The sequence below is a fragment of the Priestia sp. RMT2NF4 genome, from assembly GCF_047872835.1.
Taxonomy (GTDB): domain Bacteria; phylum Bacillota; class Bacilli; order Bacillales; family Bacillaceae_H; genus Priestia; species Priestia zanthoxyli.
Window position 1 is genome coordinate 244514 of record NZ_JBLQZO010000004.1, and the last position, 25926, is coordinate 270439.

29 protein-coding genes and 1 other annotated feature are annotated in these 25926 nt (G+C 39.6%); of the genes, 24 read left to right on the forward strand and 5 right to left on the reverse strand.

Features of this window, described 5'->3' with window-relative positions; all coding sequences use genetic code 11:
• The first annotated feature begins 52 nt into the window (after positions 1–52).
• The 10 genes from ACMX9J_RS18765 to pheA all read left to right on the forward strand — a co-directional run bounded on the left by ACMX9J_RS18765 (position 53) and on the right by pheA (position 7802).
• A complete protein-coding gene (locus ACMX9J_RS18765) occupies positions 53–835 on the forward strand; it encodes a M23 family metallopeptidase (protein WP_028411716.1) in 783 nt (260 codons plus the stop codon).
• Positions 828–1694: a M50 family metallopeptidase gene (locus tag ACMX9J_RS18770; RefSeq protein WP_033579652.1), complete on the forward strand. Its 867-nt coding sequence runs from the start codon at positions 828–830 to the stop codon at positions 1692–1694. Before ACMX9J_RS18765 ends, ACMX9J_RS18770 begins: the two co-directional genes overlap by 8 nt.
• An 83-nt stretch (positions 1695–1777) precedes the next feature.
• Positions 1778–3247, forward strand: coding sequence for an Rne/Rng family ribonuclease (locus ACMX9J_RS18775; protein ID WP_416226092.1), 1470 nt, complete (start codon positions 1778–1780; stop codon positions 3245–3247).
• A gap of 78 nt (positions 3248–3325) precedes the next feature.
• Positions 3326–3397, forward strand: a sequence feature (ribosomal protein L21 leader region).
• Positions 3398–3411: 14 nt separating this feature from the next.
• A complete protein-coding gene (gene rplU / locus ACMX9J_RS18780) occupies positions 3412–3720 on the forward strand; it encodes a 50S ribosomal protein L21 (protein WP_013059337.1) in 309 nt (102 codons plus the stop codon).
• A gap of 9 nt (positions 3721–3729) precedes the next feature.
• Complete coding sequence (locus tag ACMX9J_RS18785; protein ID WP_013059336.1) at positions 3730–4062, forward strand: ribosomal-processing cysteine protease Prp; 333 nt, start codon at positions 3730–3732, stop codon at positions 4060–4062.
• 16 nt (positions 4063–4078) lie between these two features.
• Positions 4079–4372, forward strand: coding sequence for a 50S ribosomal protein L27 (gene rpmA / locus ACMX9J_RS18790; RefSeq protein WP_013059335.1), 294 nt, complete (start codon positions 4079–4081; stop codon positions 4370–4372).
• A gap of 171 nt (positions 4373–4543) precedes the next feature.
• Positions 4544–5080 (forward strand): Spo0B C-terminal domain-containing protein, encoded by a 537-nt coding sequence (locus ACMX9J_RS18795; RefSeq protein WP_029320103.1) that lies wholly within the window; start codon positions 4544–4546, stop codon positions 5078–5080.
• Positions 5081–5131: 51 nt separating this feature from the next.
• Positions 5132–6418: a GTPase ObgE gene (obgE, locus tag ACMX9J_RS18800; RefSeq protein WP_028411712.1), complete on the forward strand. Its 1287-nt coding sequence runs from the start codon at positions 5132–5134 to the stop codon at positions 6416–6418.
• A gap of 33 nt (positions 6419–6451) precedes the next feature.
• Positions 6452–6901: an ACT domain-containing protein gene (locus tag ACMX9J_RS18805; RefSeq protein ID WP_028411711.1), complete on the forward strand. Its 450-nt coding sequence runs from the start codon at positions 6452–6454 to the stop codon at positions 6899–6901.
• Positions 6902–6929: 28 nt separating this feature from the next.
• Positions 6930–7802: a prephenate dehydratase gene (gene pheA / locus ACMX9J_RS18810; RefSeq protein ID WP_028411710.1), complete on the forward strand. Its 873-nt coding sequence runs from the start codon at positions 6930–6932 to the stop codon at positions 7800–7802.
• Positions 7803–7831: 29 nt separating this feature from the next.
• Here the strand turns inward: pheA and ACMX9J_RS18815 are convergent, their stop codons facing one another.
• Both ACMX9J_RS18815 and ACMX9J_RS18820 read right to left on the reverse strand, forming a co-directional pair.
• Positions 7832–8377 carry a transcription repressor NadR gene (locus ACMX9J_RS18815; protein WP_028411709.1) on the reverse strand — a complete coding sequence of 182 codons (546 nt, stop codon included), beginning with the start codon at positions 8375–8377 and terminating at the stop codon, positions 7832–7834.
• A gap of 15 nt (positions 8378–8392) precedes the next feature.
• Positions 8393–9529 (reverse strand): IscS subfamily cysteine desulfurase, encoded by a 1137-nt coding sequence (locus tag ACMX9J_RS18820; protein ID WP_257041496.1) that lies wholly within the window; start codon positions 9527–9529, stop codon positions 8393–8395.
• Between the two features lie 89 nt (positions 9530–9618).
• Between ACMX9J_RS18820 and nadB the strand changes: the two genes are divergently transcribed.
• The 6 genes from nadB to ACMX9J_RS18850 all read left to right on the forward strand — a co-directional run bounded on the left by nadB (position 9619) and on the right by ACMX9J_RS18850 (position 16353).
• Complete coding sequence (nadB, locus tag ACMX9J_RS18825; protein WP_028411707.1) at positions 9619–11163, forward strand: L-aspartate oxidase; 1545 nt, start codon at positions 9619–9621, stop codon at positions 11161–11163.
• A 35-nt stretch (positions 11164–11198) separates the two neighbouring features.
• Positions 11199–12092: a carboxylating nicotinate-nucleotide diphosphorylase gene (gene nadC, locus ACMX9J_RS18830; protein ID WP_165635124.1), complete on the forward strand. Its 894-nt coding sequence runs from the start codon at positions 11199–11201 to the stop codon at positions 12090–12092.
• Positions 12049–13149, forward strand: a complete 1101-nt coding sequence (gene nadA, locus ACMX9J_RS18835; protein WP_416226109.1) for a quinolinate synthase NadA — start codon at positions 12049–12051, stop codon at positions 13147–13149. The genes nadC and nadA overlap by 44 nt, the downstream gene beginning before the upstream one ends.
• A gap of 220 nt (positions 13150–13369) precedes the next feature.
• The gene (safA, locus tag ACMX9J_RS18840) at positions 13370–14644 is read left to right on the forward strand and encodes a SafA/ExsA family spore coat assembly protein (RefSeq protein WP_416226093.1); all 1275 of its coding nucleotides are present in this window, start codon (positions 13370–13372) and stop codon (positions 14642–14644) included.
• Entirely contained in the window at positions 14634–15599 is a 966-nt protein-coding gene (locus ACMX9J_RS18845; RefSeq protein WP_230624656.1) for a phosphotransferase, read from the forward strand. Before safA ends, ACMX9J_RS18845 begins: the two co-directional genes overlap by 11 nt.
• Before the next feature lie 94 nt (positions 15600–15693).
• Positions 15694–16353: a YhcN/YlaJ family sporulation lipoprotein gene (locus ACMX9J_RS18850; protein WP_033579658.1), complete on the forward strand. Its 660-nt coding sequence runs from the start codon at positions 15694–15696 to the stop codon at positions 16351–16353.
• Between the two features lie 103 nt (positions 16354–16456).
• On the opposite strand, the gene ACMX9J_RS18855 is transcribed toward ACMX9J_RS18850, so the two are convergent.
• The gene (locus ACMX9J_RS18855) at positions 16457–17536 is read right to left on the reverse strand and encodes a YsnF/AvaK domain-containing protein (protein WP_028411701.1); all 1080 of its coding nucleotides are present in this window, start codon (positions 17534–17536) and stop codon (positions 16457–16459) included.
• Positions 17537–17827: 291 nt separating this feature from the next.
• Here ACMX9J_RS18855 and ACMX9J_RS18860 point away from each other — a divergent pair, with 291 nt between their 5' ends.
• The 7 genes from ACMX9J_RS18860 to yajC all read left to right on the forward strand — a co-directional run bounded on the left by ACMX9J_RS18860 (position 17828) and on the right by yajC (position 23038).
• On the forward strand, positions 17828–18364 hold the full coding sequence (locus tag ACMX9J_RS18860; RefSeq protein WP_028411700.1) for a BofC C-terminal domain-containing protein: 537 nt from the start codon (positions 17828–17830) through the stop codon (positions 18362–18364).
• Between the two features lie 296 nt (positions 18365–18660).
• A complete protein-coding gene (ruvA, locus tag ACMX9J_RS18865; RefSeq protein WP_028411699.1) occupies positions 18661–19272 on the forward strand; it encodes a Holliday junction branch migration protein RuvA in 612 nt (203 codons plus the stop codon).
• A gap of 16 nt (positions 19273–19288) precedes the next feature.
• Complete coding sequence (ruvB, locus tag ACMX9J_RS18870; protein WP_028411698.1) at positions 19289–20290, forward strand: Holliday junction branch migration DNA helicase RuvB; 1002 nt, start codon at positions 19289–19291, stop codon at positions 20288–20290.
• Positions 20287–20487: a DUF2905 domain-containing protein gene (locus ACMX9J_RS18875; RefSeq protein ID WP_028411697.1), complete on the forward strand. Its 201-nt coding sequence runs from the start codon at positions 20287–20289 to the stop codon at positions 20485–20487. Before ruvB ends, ACMX9J_RS18875 begins: the two co-directional genes overlap by 4 nt.
• Positions 20488–20510: 23 nt before the next feature.
• Positions 20511–21539: a tRNA preQ1(34) S-adenosylmethionine ribosyltransferase-isomerase QueA gene (queA, locus tag ACMX9J_RS18880; RefSeq protein ID WP_028411696.1), complete on the forward strand. Its 1029-nt coding sequence runs from the start codon at positions 20511–20513 to the stop codon at positions 21537–21539.
• A gap of 23 nt (positions 21540–21562) precedes the next feature.
• The gene (gene tgt / locus ACMX9J_RS18885; protein ID WP_013059317.1) at positions 21563–22702 is read left to right on the forward strand and encodes a tRNA guanosine(34) transglycosylase Tgt; all 1140 of its coding nucleotides are present in this window, start codon (positions 21563–21565) and stop codon (positions 22700–22702) included.
• Between the two features lie 72 nt (positions 22703–22774).
• A complete protein-coding gene (gene yajC / locus ACMX9J_RS18890) occupies positions 22775–23038 on the forward strand; it encodes a preprotein translocase subunit YajC (protein ID WP_028411695.1) in 264 nt (87 codons plus the stop codon).
• A gap of 35 nt (positions 23039–23073) precedes the next feature.
• On the opposite strand, the gene ACMX9J_RS18895 is transcribed toward yajC, so the two are convergent.
• A complete protein-coding gene (locus ACMX9J_RS18895; RefSeq protein WP_034265495.1) occupies positions 23074–23457 on the reverse strand; it encodes a TIGR04086 family membrane protein in 384 nt (127 codons plus the stop codon).
• Positions 23458–23603: 146 nt separating this feature from the next.
• Between ACMX9J_RS18895 and ACMX9J_RS18900 the strand changes: the two genes are divergently transcribed.
• Positions 23604–24257: a DUF421 domain-containing protein gene (locus ACMX9J_RS18900; protein ID WP_028411694.1), complete on the forward strand. Its 654-nt coding sequence runs from the start codon at positions 23604–23606 to the stop codon at positions 24255–24257.
• 20 nt (positions 24258–24277) lie between these two features.
• Here the strand turns inward: ACMX9J_RS18900 and spoVB are convergent, their stop codons facing one another.
• Positions 24278–25888 carry a stage V sporulation protein B gene (gene spoVB, locus ACMX9J_RS18905; RefSeq protein WP_257041499.1) on the reverse strand — a complete coding sequence of 537 codons (1611 nt, stop codon included), beginning with the start codon at positions 25886–25888 and terminating at the stop codon, positions 24278–24280.
• Between the last annotated feature and the right edge of the window lie 38 nt (positions 25889–25926).

The following is a 25926-nucleotide window of genomic DNA, read 5'->3' on the forward strand; positions in this document are numbered from 1 at the left end:
CGGACAAGTCATATAGTTGATTATACGATAAGAACAAGGAGAATGATGAATCATGAATCGACGTGCTGATGAAATCCGTAAACGAATTGCTGAGCGCAAGCGAAAACAATTAAATACAACGAAGCGTCTTCCTCAAGAACCTCTTCATACGTCCTTAATGAGTGAAGAAGAAAAATATGGATCGATGGATTATTCTGCGGTTGAATACACACCATCAGCAAAGGAATATCACCCGTTATTTCGAAAAGAACGCTTTTTATTTAAAATTTTAGCTTCGGCCTGCTTAGTGTTAATTGTAGGGATTATGTTCAAGAACGCTTCTCCTGCTTTTGAACAGGCTAGAGTGGTGGTTCAACAAACAATGGATAAAGAATTTCAGTTTGCAGCTGTTTCCTCTTGGTATGAAGATAAGTTTGGGAAGCCGTTAACGCTACTGCCGAATAAGGAGTCTAGCAAAACGGAGCAAAGTGTAAGCGGAGAATACGCTACTCCAGCTTCAGGGAAAGTAACGGAAACATTTGCTCAAAGTAAGCAAGGCGTGACGGTTCAAACAGGAGTGGATTCTGTTGTAGAAGCAATGAGTGAAGGTATTGTAAGGTATGTAGGAAAACGTGATGATACTGGGAATACCGTTATCATTCAACATGCCGATGGAACTGAAACTTGGTATGGACAGCTCAAAAAAATCAATGTTAGCATGTATGATTTTGTGAATAAAGGCAAAGAAGTAGGAATTGTGGAAAACAGTAAAAAAGGCGATGCTGGAACGTTCTATTTTGCTATTAAAAAAGGCGATAAGTTTGTGGATCCTAGTCAGGTGATTCAATTTGAATAGTGCTTTTTCGTTATTAATGAAAATTCACATTCATCCATTGTTTTGGGGGATTTTCGTAATTGGTATCTTAACGGCTACGGTAAAGCAGCTTTTTTTGTTATTTATTATTGTAATTATTCATGAACTGGGCCACGCCGTAGCGGCTCAGTGTTTTTCTTGGCGAATTCGTAGAATTATGCTCTTACCTTTTGGAGGAGTAGCAGAAGTAGATGAACATGGTAATCGTCCATTTCGAGAAGAGTTTATTGTGACAATAAGTGGACCTCTTCAGCATCTTTGGATGTTTGGAGCTGCTTTCTTATTAATGAAAATAAATGTGTTGTCTTTGGAAACGTATGAGCAATTTATGTTTCAATGCACAGTAATTTTACTGTTTAACCTTTTGCCCATTTGGCCATTGGACGGAGGGAAGCTGCTTTTTTTAATGTGCAGTCGTTCTTTACCATTTTTAGAAGCGCATAAGCTTGCACTCCGGTTATCAACGTTTTTTTTAGCTATCGGTATTATCTACGCCGTCATTATGCATCCTTTTCAGCTGCACTTATGGATTGTTATTTCATTTTTAATTATATCCGGATATTTGGAATGGAAGAGCAGGCAATTTGTCTACATGCGCTTTTTGTTGGAGAGGTATCATGGAAAAGAGCATCCAATTGGAGCTTTAAAAACGCTAAGTGTATCAACCAGTGAGACGCTCCATCAAGTCCTGCAAAAATTCCAAAGAGGTTGTAAGCATATGATTATTGCTACATCTCAAACAGGCGAGCATGTACAAATTGATGAAAATGAACTTTTACACGCTTACTTTGTAGAAAAAAGAACAAATAGCCCACTAGATGAACTTGTAACAGTTTACTGATTTCTAGTAACATAGAATAGAATGAAAAAAGTTCGGTTGCACTGACCGAACTTTTTCCTATGAATTTAGATTAAAGTGAGGCAATGTATGTGAAGGCATGTATCATTAACGCGGCTACTTCTTCCAAACGTATAGCCGTGATAAACGATAAAACACTAGAAAAAATATATTTAGAAGAACAAAGCGAGAATCAAATTATTGGTGATATATATTGGGGTAAAGTCGTAAAAGTCCTGCCGCATATGCAAGCAGCCTTTATCGATATTGGTTTATCAATGAACGGATTTATTCATCGAAATGAACTTGTATCCTATCAGCAGTCAGATAATCCTCACAAGGATCAGCAGCCGATGTCTGCTTTTATTCGTGAAGGAGAAAAAGTATTGGTTCAAGTTGTAAAAGAAGGCATTGGAACAAAAGGGCCGAAGCTGACGGGTATTATTGAATTTTCTTCTGATGAGCTTGTATATTTACCGCACGGAAACTATGTCGCTGTATCCAAAAAAATAGATGAGCCAAAACGCCAACAGTGGAAACAGCTTGGCGAGCGGTTAAAACAGGGGATGGAAGGCTTTTTATTTCGAACAGCGATTGAGGAAAAATCAGAAGCTGCGGTCCAACACAAAATAAAAGAGCTACAGAAGAAATATGAGCGCCTTGAACGACAGACACAGGGAATGAAAGCTCCTGCCCTAGTCAGCAAAGGACAAGATTTTCTCGAAACAAGAGTGCAAGCTGCACTTCAACAAGGAATTGACGGGATAGTAGTAGATGACTTTGACCTATATCAACATCTTCAAGCTGCCTACCCTAACTCGTCAATAGAGTACTATAAAGGAAATGAAAATATTTTCTCCTTTTATAATGTGGAACGGCAAATAGAGAAGCTTTTAAAGCGAATCGTGTGGCTCAAAAGTGGAGGTTATATCGTTATTGACGAAACGGAAGCGATGACGGTCGTAGACGTGAACACGGGGAAGTTTTCAGGAAAAGATAATATTCGAAAGACGATGCTTCAAACAAATATGGAAGCTGCGTATGAACTGTCCAAACAGATGCAATTACGTCACTTAGGCGGCATGATCTTAATTGATTTTATAAATATGTCTCATAAAGAAGATCGGACAGAAGTAGAAAGGTACATGAAAAAGCTATGTGAACAAGATGAAGTGCGGACGAATGTAGTTGGCTTTACAGAGCTCGGCATATTGCAGTTAACGCGGAAGAAAGTGCGCAATAGCATTGGGTCAACATTAACTATGCCTTGTGAAGTATGTGAAGGAACCGGTAAAATGATTGATTCCAAAACGGTTGCTTTTCAAATTGAACGTGTAATTTGGGAACATCGCGGCGCGGAAGAAGAGGCTATTTGGATTGAGACGCGAAGTGATGTTATAAATGAAATGAAAGCTCAAGGGTTTCTCAAAGCTCTAGAGAAAATGGTTAAAAAAACCGTATATCTTACGCCAAGCGATGATTATACAAACGCATTTGTTTTGCGTCAATTGGGGTCGAAAGAGCAGATTCAAAAAAGGGTCTCTGCTTCTATATAAATTTTTAGAAGAAAACATGAATTCCAATTGACACTAACCTTTGATTTGTAGTAAGATTTAATATGTTGGTTTGTAGCACCCGTGCTACAACCGCTCAGAACAGGTTTTAAGTTCACTTGAACACCTGTGATGGCGAGTCTTAGTTTTTAGAGGAGGTGCAGAGAATGTACGCAATTATTGAAACTGGTGGTAAGCAAATTAAAGTAGAGGCTGGTCAAGCAATCTACGTTGAAAAACTTGCTGGTGAACAAGGCGAAACAGTTACTTTTGACAAAGTATTATTTGTAGGTGGCGACAGCGTGAAAGTTGGTGTTCCTTTCGTAGAAGGTGCAACAGTTACGGCTAAAGTTGAAAAACAAGGTCGCGCTAAAAAGATCACTGTATTTAAATACAAAGCAAAGAAAAACTATCGTCGTAAGCAAGGTCACCGTCAACCTTACACAAAAGTTGTAATCGACGCTATCAACGCGTAATTATAACAAATGATTAAGGTGACGATTTCTCGTGATGCAAATAAGAAAGTTGACGGGTTCACGATGAGTGGACATGCTGACTTTTCCGAACACGGAAAAGATCTTGTTTGTGCGGGAGCATCTGCAGTTTCATTTGGAACAATTAATGCTATCTTTTCAATAAGTGGGGTTGAACCGCACTTAGAGCAAGGTGGAGATGGTGGCTATCTCCGTTGTGAGATTCCGAAAGATGTGGATTCGTTCACATTGGAACAGATTCAATTGCTATTAGAAGGTATGGTTGTTTCACTGAAAACGATCGAATTAGATTACAGTAATTATATAAAAATTAACGACAACTAAACAGGAGGTGGATGTCATGTTAGTAAGATTAGACCTTCAATTCTTCGCTTCTAAAAAAGGAGTAGGTAGTACTAAAAACGGTCGTGATTCAATCTCGAAACGTCTTGGTGCTAAACGTGCTGATGGCCAATTCGTATCTGGTGGTTCAATTTTATACCGTCAACGCGGTACTAAAATTTACCCAGGTGCAAACGTAGGTCGTGGTGGAGATGATACTTTATTCGCTCAAATCGACGGTATCGTTAAATTTGAACGTTTCGGTCGTGACCGTAAAAAAGTATCTGTATACCCTGTTGCTCAAGAAGCATAAGATACAAAAAGAAAACTCTAACCCAAGTAGGTTAGAGTTTTCTTTTTGTAGAATATTTCACCTATTACCCATTGGAATTTGTTATAATCGAACATATCTAAGAAGATTGATACGAGATGTTTGTCAGCGTTGTGAAATACTTATGCTCGAGTCAAAGTTAGGAGTGCTAAGATGGAAAAAGAATGGGATGTCGTAGAGGTATTAAGATACGCGCGGCATGATTGGTTAAATAAGCTGCAATTAATCAAAGGCAATCTAGCGTTGAATCGGCTTGATCGAGCGAATGAAATCATTGAAGAAATTGTAAATGAATCCAAACATGAATCCAAGTTAACAAACATCAATATGCGACTGTTTGCGGGCTTTGTTATGACCTATCATTGGAATAACCATGCTGTTCGCTTAGATGTGGAAGTGCTTGGAGAATTGAAGGATTTATCACAATACGATGAGTTCGTATACAACTGGTGTTGCTATTTGACAGAAGCACTCGAAAAATATGTTGATTATCATGCAGAAAACTATTTGAGTATTTCAGTATGCATTGAAGAACGGGGAATTCGTTTCTTTTTTGACTTTAGTGGAATACTAACAGATATACAGAAGCTACAAAACAAGCTACAATGTTATGAGTGCGCTCAAGGAGTTGCATTGGTTGAACAGCATATGTCTGAAGATGAATTTAGCCTTATGCTCACAATAAGTTAAAAGCGCTTTTGCTATGGCAAGAGCTAAGATATAGAACGGAGTGAAAAAGAAATGTTTGTAGATCAGGTCAAGGTATATGTAAAAGGTGGCGACGGAGGAAATGGAATGGTTGCCTTCCGTCGCGAAAAGTACGTACCAAAAGGAGGTCCTGCAGGTGGTGACGGTGGTCACGGTGCAGATGTCATTTTTGAAGTAGAAGAAGGATTACGTACGCTGATGGATTTCCGCTATAAGCGTCACTTTAAAGCAAGCCGTGGTGAACATGGAATGTCAAAAGGACAGCACGGACGTAACGCTGAGCCGATGATTGTAAAAGTTCCACCAGGTACCGTTGTGTTGGATGAAGATACGAACGAAACGATTGCTGATTTAGTTGAGCACGGCCAGCGTGCAGTGATTGCTAAAGGTGGACGCGGAGGGCGTGGGAATACGCGTTTTGCTACACCTGCAAATCCAGCACCGGAGCTTTCAGAAAATGGAGAGCCAGGTAAAGAGAGAAATGTCATTCTTGAATTAAAAGTATTAGCCGATGTAGGATTAGTTGGTTTCCCAAGTGTTGGAAAGTCAACGTTATTATCCGTAACGTCTGCTGCAAAGCCAAAAATTGCTGAATATCATTTTACAACAATTAATCCGAATTTGGGAGTAGTTGAGACAGAAGATAATCGCAGTTTTGTGATGGCAGATTTACCAGGGCTAATCGAAGGTGCACATGAAGGTGTAGGATTAGGTCATCAGTTTTTACGTCACATTGAACGTACCCGCGTGATTGTCCATGTAATCGATATGTCAGGTTTAGAAGGCCGTGATCCATATGAAGATTACTTAACTATTAATGAAGAGCTGCGTCAGTATAATATGCGTTTAACGGAACGTCCGCAAGTAGTGGTAGCAAATAAAATGGATATCCCGCAAGCCGAAGAGAATTTAGCTGCATTCAAAGAAAAAGTAGGGGACGAAGTGAAAATCTTTCCAATTTCTGCGGCAACGCGTGATGGAATCCGCGAACTGTTATTTACAGTAGCTGATCTTGTAGAAACTACGCCGGAATTCCCAATGCAAGAAGAGGAAGATCTATCTATGCACCGCGTACTGTACAAGCATGAAAAGAAAGAAGTGGAATTTGTTATTACGCGTGATAGCGATGGCTCATACGTATTAAGCGGTGAAAAAATCGAAAAATTATTCAAGATGACTGACTTCTCACGTGAAGAATCAGTTCGTCGATTCGCGCGCCAGCTTCGAGGCATGGGCGTCGATGAAGCCCTTCGTGAACGAGGAGCAAAAGATGGCGACATTGTAAAGCTGTTTGAATATGAATTTGAATTTATCGACTAATTGTTGTTCATAGGATAAGGGGAGGGGCTTTACTTGCATAAGAGCGATAAGCAGTTTTATTTAGTTCGCGAAGATGTATTACCAGAAGCGATGAAAAAAACATTGGATGCGAAGCTGTTAATTGAACGGGGAAAAGCTGAGTCGGTAGCAGATGCTGTACAAGCCGTAGACTTGAGTCGCAGTGCTTTTTATAAGTACCGCGACACGGTCTTTCCGTTTCAGACGGTTGTCAAACAGCGCATTATTTCACTGTTTTTTCATATTGAAGATCGATCAGGAACTTTATCACATTTATTGAGCACCGTTGCATCATCAGGATGCAATGTGCTAACAATTCACCAAACCATCCCTTTACAAGGGCGTGCCAACGTAACTCTTTCATTAGATACAGCAAGTATGAGTGTTGAGTTAAATGAAATGCTGCGAAGACTGAAAAGCTTAGAGTTTGTAGATAAAGTGGACGTGCTTGGTTCAGGGGCATAATGGTAAACAGATATAGATAAGGAGAGGCATGATTGTGGGGAAAGTAGGATATTTAGGACCAAAGGCAACATTTACACATGTGGCCGTCCAAGGCGTATTTAAACAGCACGACCATATTCCATACAAAACAATTCCAGCATGCATTGATGCAGTGGATAAAGGAGAAATTGAGTATGGAATTGTACCGTTAGAAAATGCACTTGAAGGATCTGTAAATTTAACACTTGATTATCTCATTCACGAACGTCGTCTGCCGATTGTTGGAGAAATTGTGCTTCCAATTCGTCAGCATTTAATGGTTCATCCATCTCATGCAGAACAGTGGAAAAACATTGAAACGATTTATTCTCATCCTCATGCAATTGCGCAGTGTCATAAATTTTTACACGGAGAATGTACGTCAACTGCAGTAGAAGAGATGACATCAACGGCGTTTGCTGCTAAATATGTAAGCGAACACCCTGAGCTTAATATTGGAGCTATTGCGAATGGATTAGCAGCCCGTGAATATGGATTACATATTGCTTGCCCGAACATTCATGATTATGATCATAATACAACAAGATTTGTTATTTTGCATAAAGATGGAGGGCAAGAGGTGCCATTTTTAGCTGGAAACGGGTGCAAGACAACGTTAATGATTACACTTCCATCTGATCAGGCAGGAGCGCTTCATCAAGTGCTTTCAGCTTTCTCTTGGCGTAAGCTAAATCTGTCTAAAATTGAATCCCGTCCCATGAAAACAGGGCTTGGAAACTATTTCTTTATCGTTGATATTGAACAAAAAATGGATGAAGTATTAATTCCTGGGGCTATGGCTGAACTTGAGGCACTAGGCTGTAGCGTAGAGCTGTTAGGAAGCTATCCTCATACACTACTTGAAACAGAAATCCCGCTTTAAAGCGGGATTTTTTTTGTTATAACACCTTTTTACTCATTCGAAACTAAATAACCTTCCGCTTCAAGAGCTAAGCAGGCAGCATTCAGTTTTTCAATTGTATCTGCTTCAATCGTATGAAGGTGAATCCCCTCTGTTAACTGAGATAAATAAGTTGCGTTTGTTTCTTGAATTTTTTTTATGAACGTTTCTACTTCTTTTCGGGTTTGAATCATAACGGAAGCCGTTAATTCACCATACACAGGGTGTTCAACGGTTACATTTTTTACGAGAACGCCGTGGTCAACAAGCAGGAGAAGCTCCTTTTCAGCATCTTCTGGCGTATGCTGACAGGCAATAATTCGCTGATGCACGGTAGTTTGAGATGGATTTTGAATATAAATATATCCTTGGCTTGTTGCGATAATGGGCTCATTTTTAGCTTTAAGCAGCGAAATATCTTGTACAATGACTTGGCGGCTAACGTTTGTTCTTTTCGAAAGCTCACTGCCCGTCATTGGTTTATTCTCTGTTTGTAACCATTGTAGAATAAGTTCTCTTCTTTCTTCTCCAAGAATTTTTTTTTGAGTTCCTGGCACCTTTAATCCCTCCTTTTACACTGTCATAAATTCTTGCTGTAATAAATGAAAAACGGATATGAGTCGATCAATATGCTTAAACGTTGAATGTTGACTAAATGAAAGACGTACAAAGTTCTTAGCATTCGCAGTCGATTTGCCAATCGCAAGTAAAGAAGCTAATGGTTCCTGCTGATTTACATGGCAGGCACTTCCCGTAGATATAGCAATTCCGTGACGATTACATTGTAACATAACATATTGACCCTGTATGTTTGAAAATGTCAGTCCAATAATTCCAGGAAAATGAGAGTTCCCAAGGCCTTCTACCTCTATAAAAGGAGCAAGAGATTCTAGTTTTTCCAGTAAGTACGATTTTAAGCGCTCATAATGGCTTCTGGCGGTCTTCATTTCTTTATATGCGCATTCAGCTGCTGCAGTAAAGGCAGCAATGCCTGTGGTATTTACAGTCCCAGGGCGAAAGCCTTTTTCATGAGTTGCTTTATGATAAATAGGCTTCCAAGAAGAACTTGAATTCATGTATACCATTCCTACACCTTTTGGTCCGTAAATTTTATGACTAGAAACTGAGATGCTATCAGCTTTCAGCTTTTTAACATCAATAGGAAGCTTACCGAAAGATTGAACACAATCACAGTGAAAGAGAATTTCTTTTTTAGATAAAAAATGGCCAATATCCTCAACTGGCTGAATTGTACCGAGCTCATGATTGATATGCTGAATGGCTACTAGCACAGTGTCAGGTCGAATCGTCTTCTTTAAGTCGTCTACAGACACAACGCCGTTTTGATCTACAGGTACGTAAGATAAGGAAAAGTCTTCTTTTTCAAGCTGCTGCAACGTATGAAGAACTGAAGAATGTTCAAGCTTCGTTGTAACCAAATGTTTTCGTTTGCTAGTGTTTCCTTTTAAAAGAGAGTGAATAGCTAAGTAATTAGCTTCTGTTCCCCCGCTTGTAAAAAAAAGATCATCCTCTCGGCAATTTACTAACAGGCTTAATTTTTTTCTGCATAGTGTAAGCAGATTCTCTGCTTGTGTTCCAAGTGTGTGAAGACTGCTGGAATTTCCGTAATAGCTCGTTGCCGCTTCAGTATATACCTCAATTGCTTCTTGTCTCATTGGCGTTGTTGCTGCATAGTCCAGATAAATCATTTTCTCCCCCCGATAAAAAAACTTCTTGTCTTTCATTTAATAATATGTAAATATAGGTGTCAAGACACATGTAAATAAAGAGGTGTAAAATGTTAGAGACGGATGTTTTAATTATTGGAAGCGGATTAGCAGCGTTTTCTGCAGCTTATGAACTGTGTCGTCATAACAGAGTTGTAATGGTAACGAAAGGGAAAATTGACCGCAATAACTCAGTTCTTGCTCAAGGCGGAGTAGCAGCTGCTATTGGAAGCAGCGATCACTGGAGTGAACATCTCTATGATACGTTGATTGCGGGCAATAAGCATTGCAATGAACAAGCGGTACGCACTTTAGTGGAAGAAGGTGCGGCTGTAGTAAATGAATTGATTCATAAAGGAATGAAGTTTGATAAAAATCCAGATGGTACGCTGCATTTTGGAAAAGAAGGAGCCCATCGTGTCAATCGTATTTTGCATGCAGGTGGGGATGCAACAGGACAAGCGCTGTTCGCTTTTTTGAAAAAAGAAGTACTGCCATATATTACAGTGATTGAAAACGAAATGATTCAGCATTTAGTAACTGTAGATGGAACGTGTAGAGGTGCTATCGGACAAGGTGAAAACAACAAAATTACTATATATTATGCTCGCCAAACCATTATTGCTACCGGAGGAATCGGCGCTTTGTACAAGCATACATCTAACCAGCCGCTTGCGACAGGAGATGGGCTAGCGCTTGCGTACAGGGCTGGAGCAAAATTAGCGGACTTAGAATTTGTTCAGTTTCATCCGACCCTTTTGTATCAAAAGGAAGCGAAAGGTCTAGTATCCGAAGCGGTTCGAGGTGAAGGTGGTGTACTGGTAAATGAATGGAATGAACGCATAATGGAAGGCGTTCATCTCTTTAAGGATTTAGCACCGCGAGATGTTGTAGCAAGGACGATTTTTAATGAAATGAAAAAAGGAAGATCCGTATTTTTAGACATTGAAAAAGTGGCTCATTTTGAACAAAAATTTCCTACGATTACGGCACTGTGTCGAAAGTATAAAATTCAATTGGACAAAAAACGAATACCTGTTACTCCGGGCGCACATTTTTTAATGGGTGGAATTGAAGTAGATGCTTACGGACAAACAAGTGTTGAAGGATTGTATGCCGTGGGGGAAGTTTCTTCTACAGGCGTTCATGGAGCAAATCGTCTAGCAAGCAATTCATTGTTAGAGTGTCTTGTATTCGGAAAACGGGCAGGGCGTCATATTTTACATAAAGCGAGAACGGTATCTCGTTATACTCCCGTTCGTTACGTCTATAAAGGCATGCCTAAAATACTGCCTGCCACAAGACAAATTCAGCATAAAATGATGGATTGTGTAGGAATCATTCGTCATGAAAACGAATTGGCTACCATTGTGCATGAATTCACAAATTATTTGGATGGAATACCTCTTGATCAAGAAGTTATATATTCGAGGGAAGCTGCAACCATCTGCAATATGCTAACTGCAGGTCTGCTTATTGCCGAGTCCTCTCTTGCAAGAAAAGAAAGTAGAGGAGGTCATTACCGAAGTGACTTTCCACATGAAAAGCAAGAGTGGGAGCATAAGCGAATTATTAAGCAGTCTGCCGCTTCAACAAAACAATCATTGATTTTATAAGCAAGGAAATCTAAAAAGAAAGGTGAGGTAGCATAATGAACACGTTGAAATTACAAACACTGTTGCAGTCTTTTTTTATAGAAGACATTGGAGATGGAGATATAACTTGTGAAGCTATTTTTTCTCCGTCTGACCAAGGGAAGGCTGTGTTTACGGCAAAGCAATCAGGTATTATCGCAGGAGTGGAATTGATTAAAGAAGGATTTCATTTAATAGACCCTAATGTGAAAGTGGATTTCGAAAAAAAAGATGGAGATGTTCTTAAGCCTGGAGATAAAATAGCTGCCGTTTCAGGATCCGTGCGATCTATTTTGACCGGTGAACGGGTAATTTTAAACTTACTTCAAAGAATGAGCGGCATTGCCACTATGACGCACAAAGCCGTAGCGATGCTTGGCAGCTCACATACCCGCATATGTGACACGCGAAAAACAACGCCTGGTCTGCGAATGTTAGAGAAGTATGCCGTTCGTGCTGGAGGAGGTTATAATCATCGTTTTGGCTTGTACGATGGCGTCATGTTAAAAGATAACCATATTGCACATGCAGGATCTATTCTAGACGCTGTTGTGAGAGTAAGAGAGCAGCTTGGACATATGGTTAAGGTGGAAGTAGAAATTGAAAATAAAAGTCAATTGCTAGAAGCAATAGAGGCAGGAGCAGATGTCATTATGTTCGATAACTGTTCTCCAGAAGTCATTAAAGATTGGATACCGCTGGTTCCTGCTCATATTGTCACAGAAGCATCCGGTGGAATTACGCTTGGCACGCTCCATTCTTTTAGAGACAGCGGAGTGGACTATATTTCACTTGGAGCTTTAACGCATTCAGCAGGGTCTATCGATATCAGCTTGGACTTATTAACAGAAAGGGGAACAGAAAATGATGAGTTTATTACAAACGCTTCAGCAGCAAACGCTGCCCGCTAAATATACGGAGCTCACAGAAAATGAAATGAAAAGAAGCGTATTAGAAATCAAGAAAAAACTCGGAAGCAAATTGTTTCTGCTCGGCCACCATTATCAAAAAGACGAAGTGTACGAGTTTGCAGATGCGGTAGGAGACTCCTTACAGCTGGCTCAAATAGCGGCTGAAAATAGAGAAGCTGAGCATATTGTGTTTTGCGGCGTTCACTTCATGGCAGAAACAGCTGATATTTTAACAGATGAAAACCAAAAAGTCATTTTACCCGATATGCGAGCTGGCTGTTCAATGGCTGATATGGCTACTATTCAGCAAACAGAAAAGGCATGGCCTGTCTTGCAGGATCTTTTCGGAGATACGATTATTCCGCTTACGTATGTAAATTCTACAGCTGCAATTAAATCTTTTGTAGGCGAACATGATGGTGCAACAGTAACATCTTCAAATGCAAAAAATATGGTGGAGTGGGCATTTTCTAAAAAAGAGCGCATTCTCTTTTTACCAGATCAGCATTTGGGCAGAAACACAGCTTATGATTTAGGTGTTGGACTAGATGAAATGGCCATTTGGAATCCTATTGAAGAAATGCTTGAATATGAAGGCGATATAAACAACATCAAGGTGATTCTATGGAAAGGTCACTGTTCTGTGCACGAAAATTTCACGGTTAAAAATATTGATTATTTACGCGAGAAGCAGCCTAGGATGAATATTATTGTTCATCCAGAGTGTTCCCATGAAGTGGTGCAAAAATCAGATTATGCAGGTTCTACAAAATATATTATTGATACAATTGAACAAGCTCCTTCAGGCTCTAAATGGGCCATTGGCACGGAAATGAACTTAGTGAAACGGATTATCAATAGTCATCCGGATAAAGAAATTGTTTCACTTAATCCCTATATGTGTCCTTGTTTGACGATGAACCGAATTGATTTGCCTCACTTGCTGTGGGCTTTAGAAAGCATCGAAGAAGGAAAAGAAGTAAATCAAATCAAGGTGGATAAACATACAGCAGAAGGTGCTATCAAAGCCCTAACGAATATGTTAGAACGAGCATAAAGATTTTTAAGACAATTAAACAAAGAAGGTCTAAAAGAAGACTTATTGACATATTGTTTGTGTTGATAAGTCTTTTTTTCTTTATCATAAAAACTTGAACCAAACTGTGGGCAAAATGAATAAAAAAATGGTTCAAGGCATATCTTGTGATAAACAAACAGAACTTACTTTGATTTTGCACATATAGATGGCAGAGACTCTACTCGGGAGGGGAATGACGTTGAAAATCCATATCGTTCAAAAAGGGGATACCCTTTGGAAAATCGCTGAAAAGTATGGGGTTAATTTTGAAGAGTTAAAAAAAGCGAATTCTCAATTAAGCAATCCAGATATGATCATGCCTGGAATGAAAATTAAAGTGCCGACAAGCGGAGTGCCTGTTCAAAAAGAAGGAGCTCCTTCACCTGGGATAAAAGAAATGCCTAAAGTTCAACACCCTTATAGTGACCAATCCACAAAAGCTTATCCAGTAACGGAAATTGATGAAAGTCCAGATGAGAAAAAGTCAGCTAATCAGCCTGCTCAGACACCGTTTATGCAACCGATAAAAGAAGCACCAATTGCCCAGCCTAAAAAAGAAGCACCGATTGCTCAACCGAAAAAGGAAGCGCCGATTGCGCAGCCAAAGAAAGAAGCGCCGGTCGCCCAGCCTAAAAAAGAAGCACCAATTGTTCAGCCTAAAAAAGAAATGCCAGTTGCGCCAAAGCTTCCTAAATTAAAGCCAATTGCACCTGAGATTGATATTAACAATTATTACACAGTTAATATGGCGATGCAGGCTCCAAAAAAAGAAGCACCAAAAGAACTACCCAAGCATGAATCGCCAGAAAGTCCTGAGATGGAGAGTATAGAAATGCCTCCTCAAATGCCATGTTACCCAATCATGCCAATATCGCCTGTGATGCCAGGCTGCGGATTTAATTATATGCCGTGTCATCCGCCAATGTATGCACCGCAGCCATATCCAATGCCAATGTATCAACAGGCTCCAATGTATCATCACGGTTATGAAAACGAATCGTTTGAAGAACATGCAATGGGCGCTCACATGGCACCGATGCCAATGTATCCAATGATGCCACACAGCTGCTATGGACCGGTACAATGTTCTCCTTGTCCGCCTCCATGGGGATATCAGCAGCCCGTTTATCCGGCCTATCATCAAGCACCGATGTATCCACAAGTGCAAGGAGCTATGACAGGTGGCCATTATGAAAGTTCTTCCGAAGGTTTTGGAAACGCGCCTTACCATTATGGGCAGCACTATGCGCCACAGCAGCAAGGAGACTGCGGCTGCGGTGAACCACGACCTGACGACTATGCACCACAGCAGCCTTATCCACAGTACCAGCAGCAGGTACCTTATGGCTTTCAGGACCCAAGGGCATCCTATCCAGCCCCATATGGCATGATTGGTGTACCTCCGTATCCTGCGTTTGACCCAAATGCATTTAGTATTCCAGAATATGATGAGTACGACGAAGATGAGGATTGATTATTATACACGAGACGATTTTAATTTAAATCGTCTCTTTCTCTATTTGAAAAAAAGAGATATTCAAGTTGAGGCTTACCGTATGAAAAAGCCTCATGTCATCATAGCGGATACGAATAAAGGAAAAAAAGTAATAAAAGCTTACAGAGATAAAGGTAAAATTGAACATGTTTATCATTTTTTATCTCAGATTCAACAAGGGTACGCTGTTAATTTCGAAGCTTACCCACAAGGTGAACTTTATATAAAGGACCGTCATTTGTATTGGGCGATGATGCCCTTTGTTAAGCAAGTAAAAGAGGTAACGTATGAAAGTTTTCAGGATCGAGAAGAAGTATTACAAGCATTGAGCCGCTATCATGGAGAAGTTCATAAAAAGAAAATAGCCGCGTATACAAAGCTTTCTGAGTATGATCTTATTTTAAAATGGAAAAAGCGGCTTTCTTCTTTTCAAGAAGCATCACACATATTTAGAGAATTTAATCAATTTCATGTATATAAAGATATTGTGACTTGGGGAGAAAAAGCTTTAGTCTTAATGGAGCGCTTCAAAGATAGAGGGTTGAACTATTCCATTATTCATGGTGATGTTGCTTCACATAATTTCTTGAAAACAAACCACTTGGGTATTGTTATGATTGATTTTGACTTAGCGGCTAAAGCTCCTGCTCTTTATGACTATGTTCAGCTGGCCCAGCGCTTTTTGCCTTACGTCCAGTGGTCGATGAAAGAACTACTTCAACACTCGAAAATAAAAGAATTAAGCAAGCAGCGTTTTTTTCTTGCTTCTTTGCTATTTCCATCGATGCTGATGAGAAACTGGAATATAAACCCCTCTGCTTTATCATGGGCAACCCGTCAAAGGTTAATGCAGCAATCAGTTGAAGAATGGTCACAGCGTACACGGTTTTATCGAGTGATTTACCAGCACTTACAAAACCTACATGACATGTAAAGAGTTTATAAACACTTCATCGAATAAGAAACGGCTTGTCTTTTAATCCTAATAGTAAGCTCAGAGTAAATAGAGCTTAAATTAGGGGGCGATTATGTTGAATAGGTATGTAGCAACTTCTTTAGCTTTTGCATGTATGATGGGACTTGGCGCTTGCAATAACAAAGACCAAGGTATGGAACAACGCTATACAGATACGACACAGCCTGTTGGGTATCATACAAATGAAAAAGCGAATGAACATCGCGTAGATAATCCGAAAGGTCCAATGACTGAAGTTTTAGATGGGAATGGAACACCTAATTATCCGTTAAACGTAAGTGATGGACGTTTTGACAATCCGACAAACCCTTATGGAAACATCAATAATACAAATGATCGTACAAATGGCGTGGCTAATATGTATTACGGTGAAGATTATCCAAGAGACTTTACGGAAAAAGTGGCTGATCGAGCTGCAAGCGTTAAAGGTGTAGAAAATAGTCGCGCCGTTGTCCGTGGAGATCAGCTATTAGTTGCTGTGGATCCTGCCAAAGACATAAATAACGGCCGTTTAAGACAAAATGTGCTCGATAAAGTAAAGCCTATTGCGAAGGACTACAATGTTCAAGTAAAAGTAGATCACGATGTATTTATGAATGCTCGTTCTCTTGATGACGATATTCGAAATGGAAAAGACCGAAATACGATTCAAACTAATTTCAATGGTCTATTTGAATCAGTCGATGAGAATGTCAATCATAAACATCGTTAAATGAAGAAGCAGCTGTCTGTGAAGGGCGGCTGTTTTTTTGATGAGAATACATATAAAAAAGCTGCCATTGAAGCCAGGCAGCTATTCCTCGAACATGTAACTATTAATTTTTCTTGTTAGAAGCAGATTTGTTTGTTGTTTTAGATTCCGCTTCTTCATTTTGAGCGTTAGTTTCGTTTTGTTTGAGGCGACCTTCTCTTTTTTTCGTATCTGCTGGTGCCGTAGCGACACTCTTTGTATTTTTAACATTTTTTGCAGAAGAGCTTGTCTTATTAGCTTGTGTGTTTGGCTTCTCGTTGTTAGTTGTCTGACTATTTTCGTATTCAGCTTCCACGTCGCTTGCTAGAGCTGCAGAAACTTGAGCGTAAGTATGGTCTGTATAGTTCATCATATTTTCGTATACTTCAGGGCTCGCGAGTCCATCAGGTTCTACGCTTGCTTCTTCTTTCTTAATCGTTTCAGTCCATTCTTTTGTTTCTTGAATAAGTTTTTTTCCTATAATTACTTCTTCAACAATAACTGGTCTTTTGGTTATTTCTACTCGTTCTTCCATGATTGGAACACGAATAATTTCATCTTCTGTAAGTGGGCCAGCGTTATAGTCTCCGTCAATTACAGGGCGGCGTTCAATATAAAACTCTTCTCTTGTAACAGGAACGTGTACAGTTCTTTCTTCCTCTATTACTTTTTTGTGGAGTTTTACTTCACCTACTTGAACGCGTTCTTTTAAGACATCTAATTTTTCTTCACGCAGTTGGACAGCTCTATGCTCGTTGTGTTCCGTATAGGTTCCGTACGCTGGAGTTTGTTCAGAGCTTACGGCATCTATCAAAATTAGAATTTTACCAGCAGCTACATCTGTCTCGCACTGCACGGCTGAGATGTCTGGGATGCCCATGCGGATTAATTTTGATTTCAAGCCGCTTCCTTGTTTGAGCCCCATGCCGCCTGTCATCATGGTAAAAAAGTTATCCATCATGACGCCAGCTAATGAACTTACGGCAGGCGAACCAGCTTCAATAATTACATTTGTATCATGACCTATTTGAAATGTATTGCTTTTACTATTAGAAATGACCATGATGTCTGTTTCTCGATAACCTTGACGTTTTAAATTATGGATAACATCTAAAGCTTCTTTTTCTGAAAAAAAAGTTCCGACTACACGTTTATTCATTCTCATTACTTCAGCTCCCTTTTTTATGAAAATAGATAATAGAAGTCCTTACAATTACTTCCACTATGTACATACCCTGCGAAAATTTAATTAAAACGTTTAAGAGAAAATTTTACAAATAGTGTGCAAATGTAACAAATACTCCATGTTTTCTTAACATAATATCGTGAAAAGGATTCGCTTCATAAAATAAGAGGATAAAAGAAAATAAGTAGGTCAAACTATTAGTGTAGATTTTCACAAAACCTTTTTAGATAATACTAAAAAGAGTATGATTAACGTGTGAGGTGAAGGTGAGTGAAGAAAGTCATTCATCAAGCAGCTTTTTTAATGCTAGTAAGTATTGTGCTTTGTATAATGCCATACCGTGCAGATGCGAATGAAAAGGAGCCGATGACATTATTTCTTGAGCGCGTGTATGTGGATGGAGTCGTAAGTCAAGAGATGATCAAAAGCCCTTCTATGACAAAAAAACAATTAATGAAAAAATATAAAAATTGGCGACTGCTTAAAGAAACCGATCGAGAGCTAGTTTTTAGAACAAGCATAGACGATATTTCACCTATTTTAAAAGACAACGGCTACGTAGGGCTTTCTGTTAACGGTATTCTCTCAGCATTTGAAGGCAAGCCAGCTTCGTCGCAGCACATTATACAGTCGTTTTTTCAAATTGACATCAAAAGGCTTGAAAGCTATCAGCATGAACAATTAAAGAAAGGTATTCGCGTTCAATCAAAAGATGAATATCTTTCCCTCATTAATTTCTATAAAATCTATCAGCTCCAGCAGCGGCCGCTTTCGATCAAGCAGCCGTTTTTTAGTATGGTAAAATAATTATTGAATTCAACATTCTAAATTGCTTCTATTTGCTTTTGGCGATATGTTAAAATGGTATTCAGCAGTCTAGTATTGTATATAACTTAAAAGGTCATTCATCAATAAAAGTGGGCGGTTCTATTTTTTACAGCTATTGTAAAAGTGGGTTGAGAAAGATGAAAAGAGGCGAACGTTCTCTTGAACGTCTTTTTAAAAGGAACTGTAAAGGAAAATAGAGAACGATGCGGGCAGGACTCTTCATAGGTAAGATGGAAGGTCACTGCCCGCGCGTACGTGAGTAAGGAGAGAGCTTATTGTTTGATTATATCAAAGGCACGGTTACATATATAAATCCTGAGTATATAGTAATTGAAAACAACGGAATAGGCTATCAGGTCTTTACGCCGAATCCATACGTGTTTTCAATTGATGAACAACCAAAAACGGTTTACACCTATCAATATGTAAGAGAAGACGTAATTGCACTTTACGGGTTTGCTTCGCGAGAACAAAAGGATTTATTTATGAAGTTAATTAGCGTGTCAGGAATCGGCCCAAAAGGCGGTTTAGCTATTTTAGCGTCAGGTAATCCAGCGCAGGTTGTCCAAGCTGTGGAGGAGGAAGACGAGAAGTTTTTAGTTAAGTTTCCAGGAGTAGGTAAAAAAACAGCTCGACAGATGATTCTAGATTTAAAAGGAAAGCTGCATGATATTGTACCAGATGCCGTTCCTTCTTTATTTGCAGATTTGGACGCACAAGAAGTCAAATCTCAAAGTTCAGAAGCACTCGATGAAGCGATTGAAGCACTTAAAGTATTAGGTTACGCAGAAAGAGAAATCAAAAAAATTGTTCCAGCTTTAATGAAGGAAACGATGACAACAGATCAGTATATTAAAGAAGCGCTAAAACGATTATTGAAACAATAAGTAAGGGAGGAGTAAAATGGACGATCGTATTGTAACGGGAGATGTTCTTGGTGAAGAAGAAATCATCGAGCAAAGTTTGCGGCCGCAAACCTTACAGCAGTATATTGGTCAGCATAAAGTAAAATCCCATCTTGACATTTTTATTAAAGCTGCCAAAATGCGAAGCGAAACGTTAGATCACGTGCTCTTATATGGTCCTCCAGGATTAGGTAAAACAACCCTTGCCACTATTATCGCTAATGAAATGGGCGTGCAAATCCGAACGACCTCAGGGCCAGCCATTGAGCGTCCAGGCGACTTAGCCGCGGTTTTAACCAGCTTAGAGCCTGGAGATGTGCTTTTTATTGATGAAATTCATCGATTAAATCGTTCTGTTGAAGAAGTACTGTACCCAGCAATGGAAGACTTCTGTTTGGACATTGTGATTGGAAAAGGGCCGAGTGCACGTTCTGTCCGTCTTGATTTGCCTCCGTTTACGCTAGTAGGTGCAACAACAAGAGCAGGGCTTTTATCTTCTCCTTTACGTGATCGCTTCGGCGTTTTAAGCCGTTTGGAATACTATCAAGAAGAAGATCTTGCTTCGATAGTAGAAAGAACAGCAGCTATTTTAGATGTAGAGATTGATCAGAAAGCGACGTTTGAGATGGCTAGGCGTGCTAGGGGAACTCCACGTATTGCGAATCGCTTGCTTCGAAGAGTCAGAGATTTTGCCCAGGTAAAAGGAGACGGAGCTATAACTGAAACCCTTGCTACTGAAGCATTAGAAATGTTACAGGTGGACCGTTTAGGTCTTGATCATATTGACCATAAATTATTAAGAGGGATTATTGAAAAATTTAGAGGCGGGCCTGTAGGCTTAGATACAATATCAGCTACTATTGGTGAAGAATCTCACACGATTGAAGATGTATACGAGCCTTATTTACTACAAATTGGCTTTTTGCAGCGAACGCCTCGAGGACGAATTGTGACTCCTTTGGTTTATGATCATTTTCAGCTGGAGGTGCCTGATCAGTGAATGATATGCCTAAGATGCTGATCACATTAGGAGGCATTTTAGTAGTCATTGGGCTGTTATGGCAGTTCGTTGGCAAGCTTCCTGGCGATATTTTTATTAAAAAAGGAAATACAACCTTTTATTTCCCGATTGTGACATGTATCCTAGTAAGCGTTGTGTTATCACTTATTTTTTATGTAATTGGCAGGTTTAAATAATTAAGTAGAAACAGGTGAACATTTTGAAAGTAGATTTATTTGATTTTCATTTACCAGAAGAATTGATTGCACAAACACCACTTGAGCAGCGAGATGCATCAAGACTCATGGTATTAAACAAAGAAACAGGAAATGTGAAACATCATATGTTTCATGACCTTCTTGATTATGTGCAAGAAGGAGATTGTTTAGTGTTAAACGATACGCGTGTTCTTCCTGCACGTTTATTTGGCACAAAAGAAGATACAGGTGCTAATATTGAAGTATTGCTTTTAAAACAAACACAAGGCGATACGTGGGAGACGCTTGTAAAACCGGCTAAGAGAGTAAAAGAAGGAACGGTTATTTCGTTTGGTGACGGACGTCTGACTGCTGTATGCAAAGAAACGAGCGATCAAGGCGGACGTTTGCTAGAATTCAACTATGAAGGCATCTTTTATGAGGTGCTTGAACAGTTAGGAGAAATGCCGCTGCCGCCTTATATTAAAGAACGTTTGGATGATCAAGAGCGCTATCAAACGGTTTTTGCCCGTGAGCAAGGTTCTGCAGCAGCGCCAACAGCAGGTCTTCACTTTACAGAAGAGATGCTTGAACAGTTAAAAACAAAAGGTGTGCATATTGCATTTTTAACGCTTCATGTCGGATTAGGTACGTTCCGTCCAGTCAGCGTTGACGACTTAGAAGAGCACGATATGCACGCAGAGTTTTATCAAGTGAGTGAAGGAACCGCGGCTTTACTAAACAGCGTACGCGAAAAAGGCGGACGCATTATTTCAGTAGGTACAACTTCTACCCGTACTCTTGAAACAATTGCAACTGAGCATAACGGAAAATTTGTTGCTTCTTCAGGCTGGACCAATATTTTTATTTTCCCAGGGTATGAATTTAAAGCAATTGATGGAATGATTACAAACTTCCATCTTCCAAAATCTACGCTCATTATGCTTGTAAGTGCCTTAGCAGGAAGAGAAAACGTCATTTCTGCCTATGAACAAGCTGTAGCAGAGAAGTATCGCTTTTTCAGCTTCGGCGACGCGATGCTAATCGTGTAATTTAACATGAAAGGAATACATCAATGACAGCAATTCGTTACGAACATATAAAAACTTGTAAACAAACAGGAGCGCGTTTAGGTATTGTCCACACGCCTCATGGTTCATTTGAAACGCCTATTTTTATGCCAGTAGGCACATTAGCTACAGTAAAAACAATGTCTCCGGAAGATTTAAAAGCAATGGGGGCAGGCATTATTTTAAGTAATACGTACCATTTATGGCTTCGTCCAGGTCATGAAATTGTTAAAAAAGCAGGTGGTCTGCATAAATTTATGAACTGGGATCGTCCTATCTTAACAGATTCAGGCGGCTTCCAAGTTTTTAGTTTAAGCGATTTGCGCCGTATTGAAGAAGAAGGCGTTCATTTCCGCAACCATTTGAATGGAGACAAGCTTTTCCTATCTCCAGAAAAAGCGATGGACATTCAAAATGCGCTTGGATCTGATATTATGATGGCATTTGATGAATGCCCTCCTTATCCAGCAGAGTATGACTACTTAAAACGTTCAGTAGAGCGTACTAGCCGATGGGCAGAGCGATGCCTTGAGGCTCACAGCCGCCCTCAAGACCAAGGTCTTTTTGGAATTGTTCAAGGCGGAGAGTTTGAAGATTTACGTCGTCAAAGTGCAGCTGATTTAGTATCAATGGACTTCCCAGGTTATGCTGTGGGAGGCCTGTCAGTTGGAGAACCAAAAGATGTGATGAATCGTGTGCTAGAATTTACGACGCCATACTTGCCAACTGACAAACCTCGTTATTTAATGGGAGTAGGATCACCTGACTCGTTAATTGATGGGGCAATTCGCGGGATTGACATGTTTGACTGCGTATTACCAACGCGTATTGCACGTAACGGAACGCTTATGACAAGTGAAGGTCGTCTTGTTGTTAAAAATGCCAAATATGCAGAAGACTTCGGTCCGATTGATCCAAACTGTGACTGCTACACATGTCAAAATTATTCAAGAGCGTATATTCGCCACTTAATTCGCTGTAATGAAACGTTTGGAATTCGTTTAACATCTTACCATAACTTATATTTTCTGCTAAACTTAATGGAGCAAGTCCGTGAAGCCATTCGCGAAGACCGACTTGGCGATTTCCGCGATGAGTTCTTTGAAAAATATGGGTTTAACGGCCCAGACGCAAAGAATTTCTAGGTCACTACAGGAATTTTCATCAAATTTATGAATGAGTACCTGTTGATAATATAAATAAAAGGAGGAGTTTTCATGGGTGTTTTACAAAATATTTGGCCATTACTTTTAATGTTTGTCATTTTCTATTTCTTGTTAATCCGTCCACAGCAAAAACGTCAAAAAAACGTACAGCAAATGCAATCAGCACTTAAAAAAGGTGATAAGATTGTTACAATTGGCGGTATGCACGGTTTGGTAGAAGCAATCGATGAGTCACAAGTTGTGGTTCGCAGCACTGACGGTTCAAAATTAACATTTGACCGCAATGCTATTCGTGAAGTAAGAAGCGTAGATTAATAAAAAAACGTCACGTACATGTACGTGACGTTTTTTTATGCTTCTCGTGAACCGGAAATGTTTACGCCAACAATTCCCCCGAGAATAGCGACTCCAATAAACCCAGCGTGAAATAAAAGCTGCTGTGCAGAAAACAGGTGACTATAGCCGAGGAATTGCAGCAAAAACATTAAAAAAGAATAAGAAATACCAGTGGCTCCTCCAACAAGCAGTCCCTTTGAACCGTTTCGTCCTCCTGCGATAAATCCTCCGATAAACAGTGTAATAAATGAGAGAATAAGTAAAAATAAACGTACGGACTGTTCTTCAAGCGATGTGAATTTTAAAATAAGCGAAAAGATAATGCTAATCGCTAAAGCCATCACTAAGATTGTTGCTACCCCTGCAAATACAGCGTTGCTCATTCGTTTTGCACCCAACTTGTTTCCCCCTCATGAAATAAAAAGATAGGTGAACCCTTAGTACGAGCATATTCGGGATGACTTCAAAATAGACGCATAAAAGTAAGGCTATTTTAAAATAAATGGTACAAACTACAAGGGAATACATAAAGGAGGTCTTTGCAGTGGAACTATTAATCATGGTTGCGCGAACCGTGCTTTTGTATGTAGTAGTTTTAATTATTTTTCGCGTTATGGGCAAAAGGGAAATAGGAGAGCTGAGCATTTTGGATTTAGTTGTCTTTATTATGATTGCTGAAATGGCAGTAATGGCTATTGAAAACCCAAAAGATCCTTTGCTGTATTCAATTCTTCCGATGTTAACGCTTCTTATTATTCAAATTGGTTTAGCTATATGGTCTCTTAAAAGCAATCGAATGCGAAATTTTATTGATGGTAAACCTAGTATTATCATTGAAAATGGAAAAATAAATGAACATGAAATGAAAAGGCAGCGATATAACTTCAATGATTTGCTTGTGCAGCTGCGAGATAAAAATATAAAAAATGTAGCTGATGTTGAATTTGCTATTTTAGAATCTTCAGGAAGGCTATCCGTGTTTGAAAAAGATCAGCAATCAGGTAAAAAAGGCAATTTGAATTTGCCTTTTATCATTGACGGCGTTATTCAAGAAGAGCATCTGTTGCATGAACATAAAACAACGGAATGGTTAAGGCAGGAGTTAGAGAAACTGGGGCATTCAAACTTAGACAAGATTTCATATTGCAGCTACGACAACGGAAAATTTTTTATAGATTTAATAGATGTGAAACAATAAAACGCGGAGTGCTCCGCGTTTTATTTTCGTTTAAAATAACGTAAAACAGAAAAGCGATTTAATTCTTCTTTTGTTATCAGTCTAAAAAGCAGCAAAAACAGTACATATACAAAGCTTGTCAGTGCAATTGATAAAATGGTTCGTAAGCTTAACGGGATGGAAGTGAAAAGGTTCATATAAGCAAAGTGTCCAATAAAGCCTGATATGCCCATTACAGCAAAGCTGCGAAGATACTCAAACACATGAAGCTTATACGTGATTTTTTTCATGACCGTAGACAGATGTAAAAGAGTGACAAGCATCATTCCCACAACAATTGCAAGGCCAGCTCCCATAATGCCTAGATTGGGCTGAGTTGCGAGTAAGAAGATAAGAGATGTTTTGACCGCTGCTCCTATAAAACTGTTAATCATGGCGGCTTTTGCAAGGTCTAGCGCCTGCAGAACAGCTTGAAGCGGCCCTTGAAAGTAATAAAAGATAAAAAAAGGCGCCATGACTTTGACAAAAATAGCAGCTTTGTCAGAACCATACATCAATTCCATTACCGGATTAGCAAATACATAAAGAACAACAACGGCCAGTCCGCCTGTTACAAACGACAAGCGGAGAGCTTGATGAAGCCGATATTCGATTTGTTTCATTTGATTCTGTGCAAGAGATTCACTGATTGCGGGAACCAAAGAAGTGGATAGAGACACCGTTACAAAAGAAGGCAGCATCAGGAGAGGGAGTGCAAAGCCTGTTAATTCTCCGTACTGCTTCGTTGCTACCGCTGTCGCTACTCCTGCAATTGCTAAACTTTGAGCTACTACAATCGGTTCTAAAAACCAAGAAATTGACCCAATCATGCGGCTTCCTGTCGTGGGAAGAGCGATTCGCATTAAGTCAAGGAACGTATCTTTTCCCGCATGTAAAGAAGCAAAAAATTTTCGTCTTACCGTTATTTTCTTCTTTCGCTTGAACATAAACACCATGTAAAACAGGGAAGCGAGCTCTCCAAATACCGAAGAGAGCATAGCGCCAGCCGCGGCGTACTCAATTCCATAAGGTAAAAATGCTTTTGTACAGACAGCAATTAACGTAATTCGCACCACTTGTTCAATAATTTGAGAATAAGCAGCGGGCTTCATTTGCTGCTTTCCTTGAAAATATCCGCGAATGACAGACGACACGGCGATGATCGGAATAACAGGAATAATCGCAAGCAGCGGATAGATCGTACGTGAATCTGTAAAGAAGGTTTTTGCTACAACGGGAGCGAATAATATTAGTCCGAGCGTAAATAAAACGCTCAGCGTACACGTAATACTTAAAGAGACGACAAGTATTTTTTTTATTTTATGCCTGTCACCTAAAGCTCCTGCTTCTGCCACTAACTTTGAAATGGCAACCGGTAGCCCAAGCTGTGTTAAGGTGATTACTAATACCAGCGTGGGGACCGCCATCATATAAAGTCCCACACCTTCGTCTCCAATCATTCGAGCCACCACAATTCGATTGACAAACCCGAGTACACGTGTAATTAAGCCAGCAATTATTAAAATAATAGTTCCCTGTAAAAATTTAGACATATACTCACTGCTTTCTTGAGGTTTATACAGTGAATATATGCGCCGTCGGTGTCCAAGCATGACAAGTATTCCTCATACGAGAAAGAAATTTTACGCAA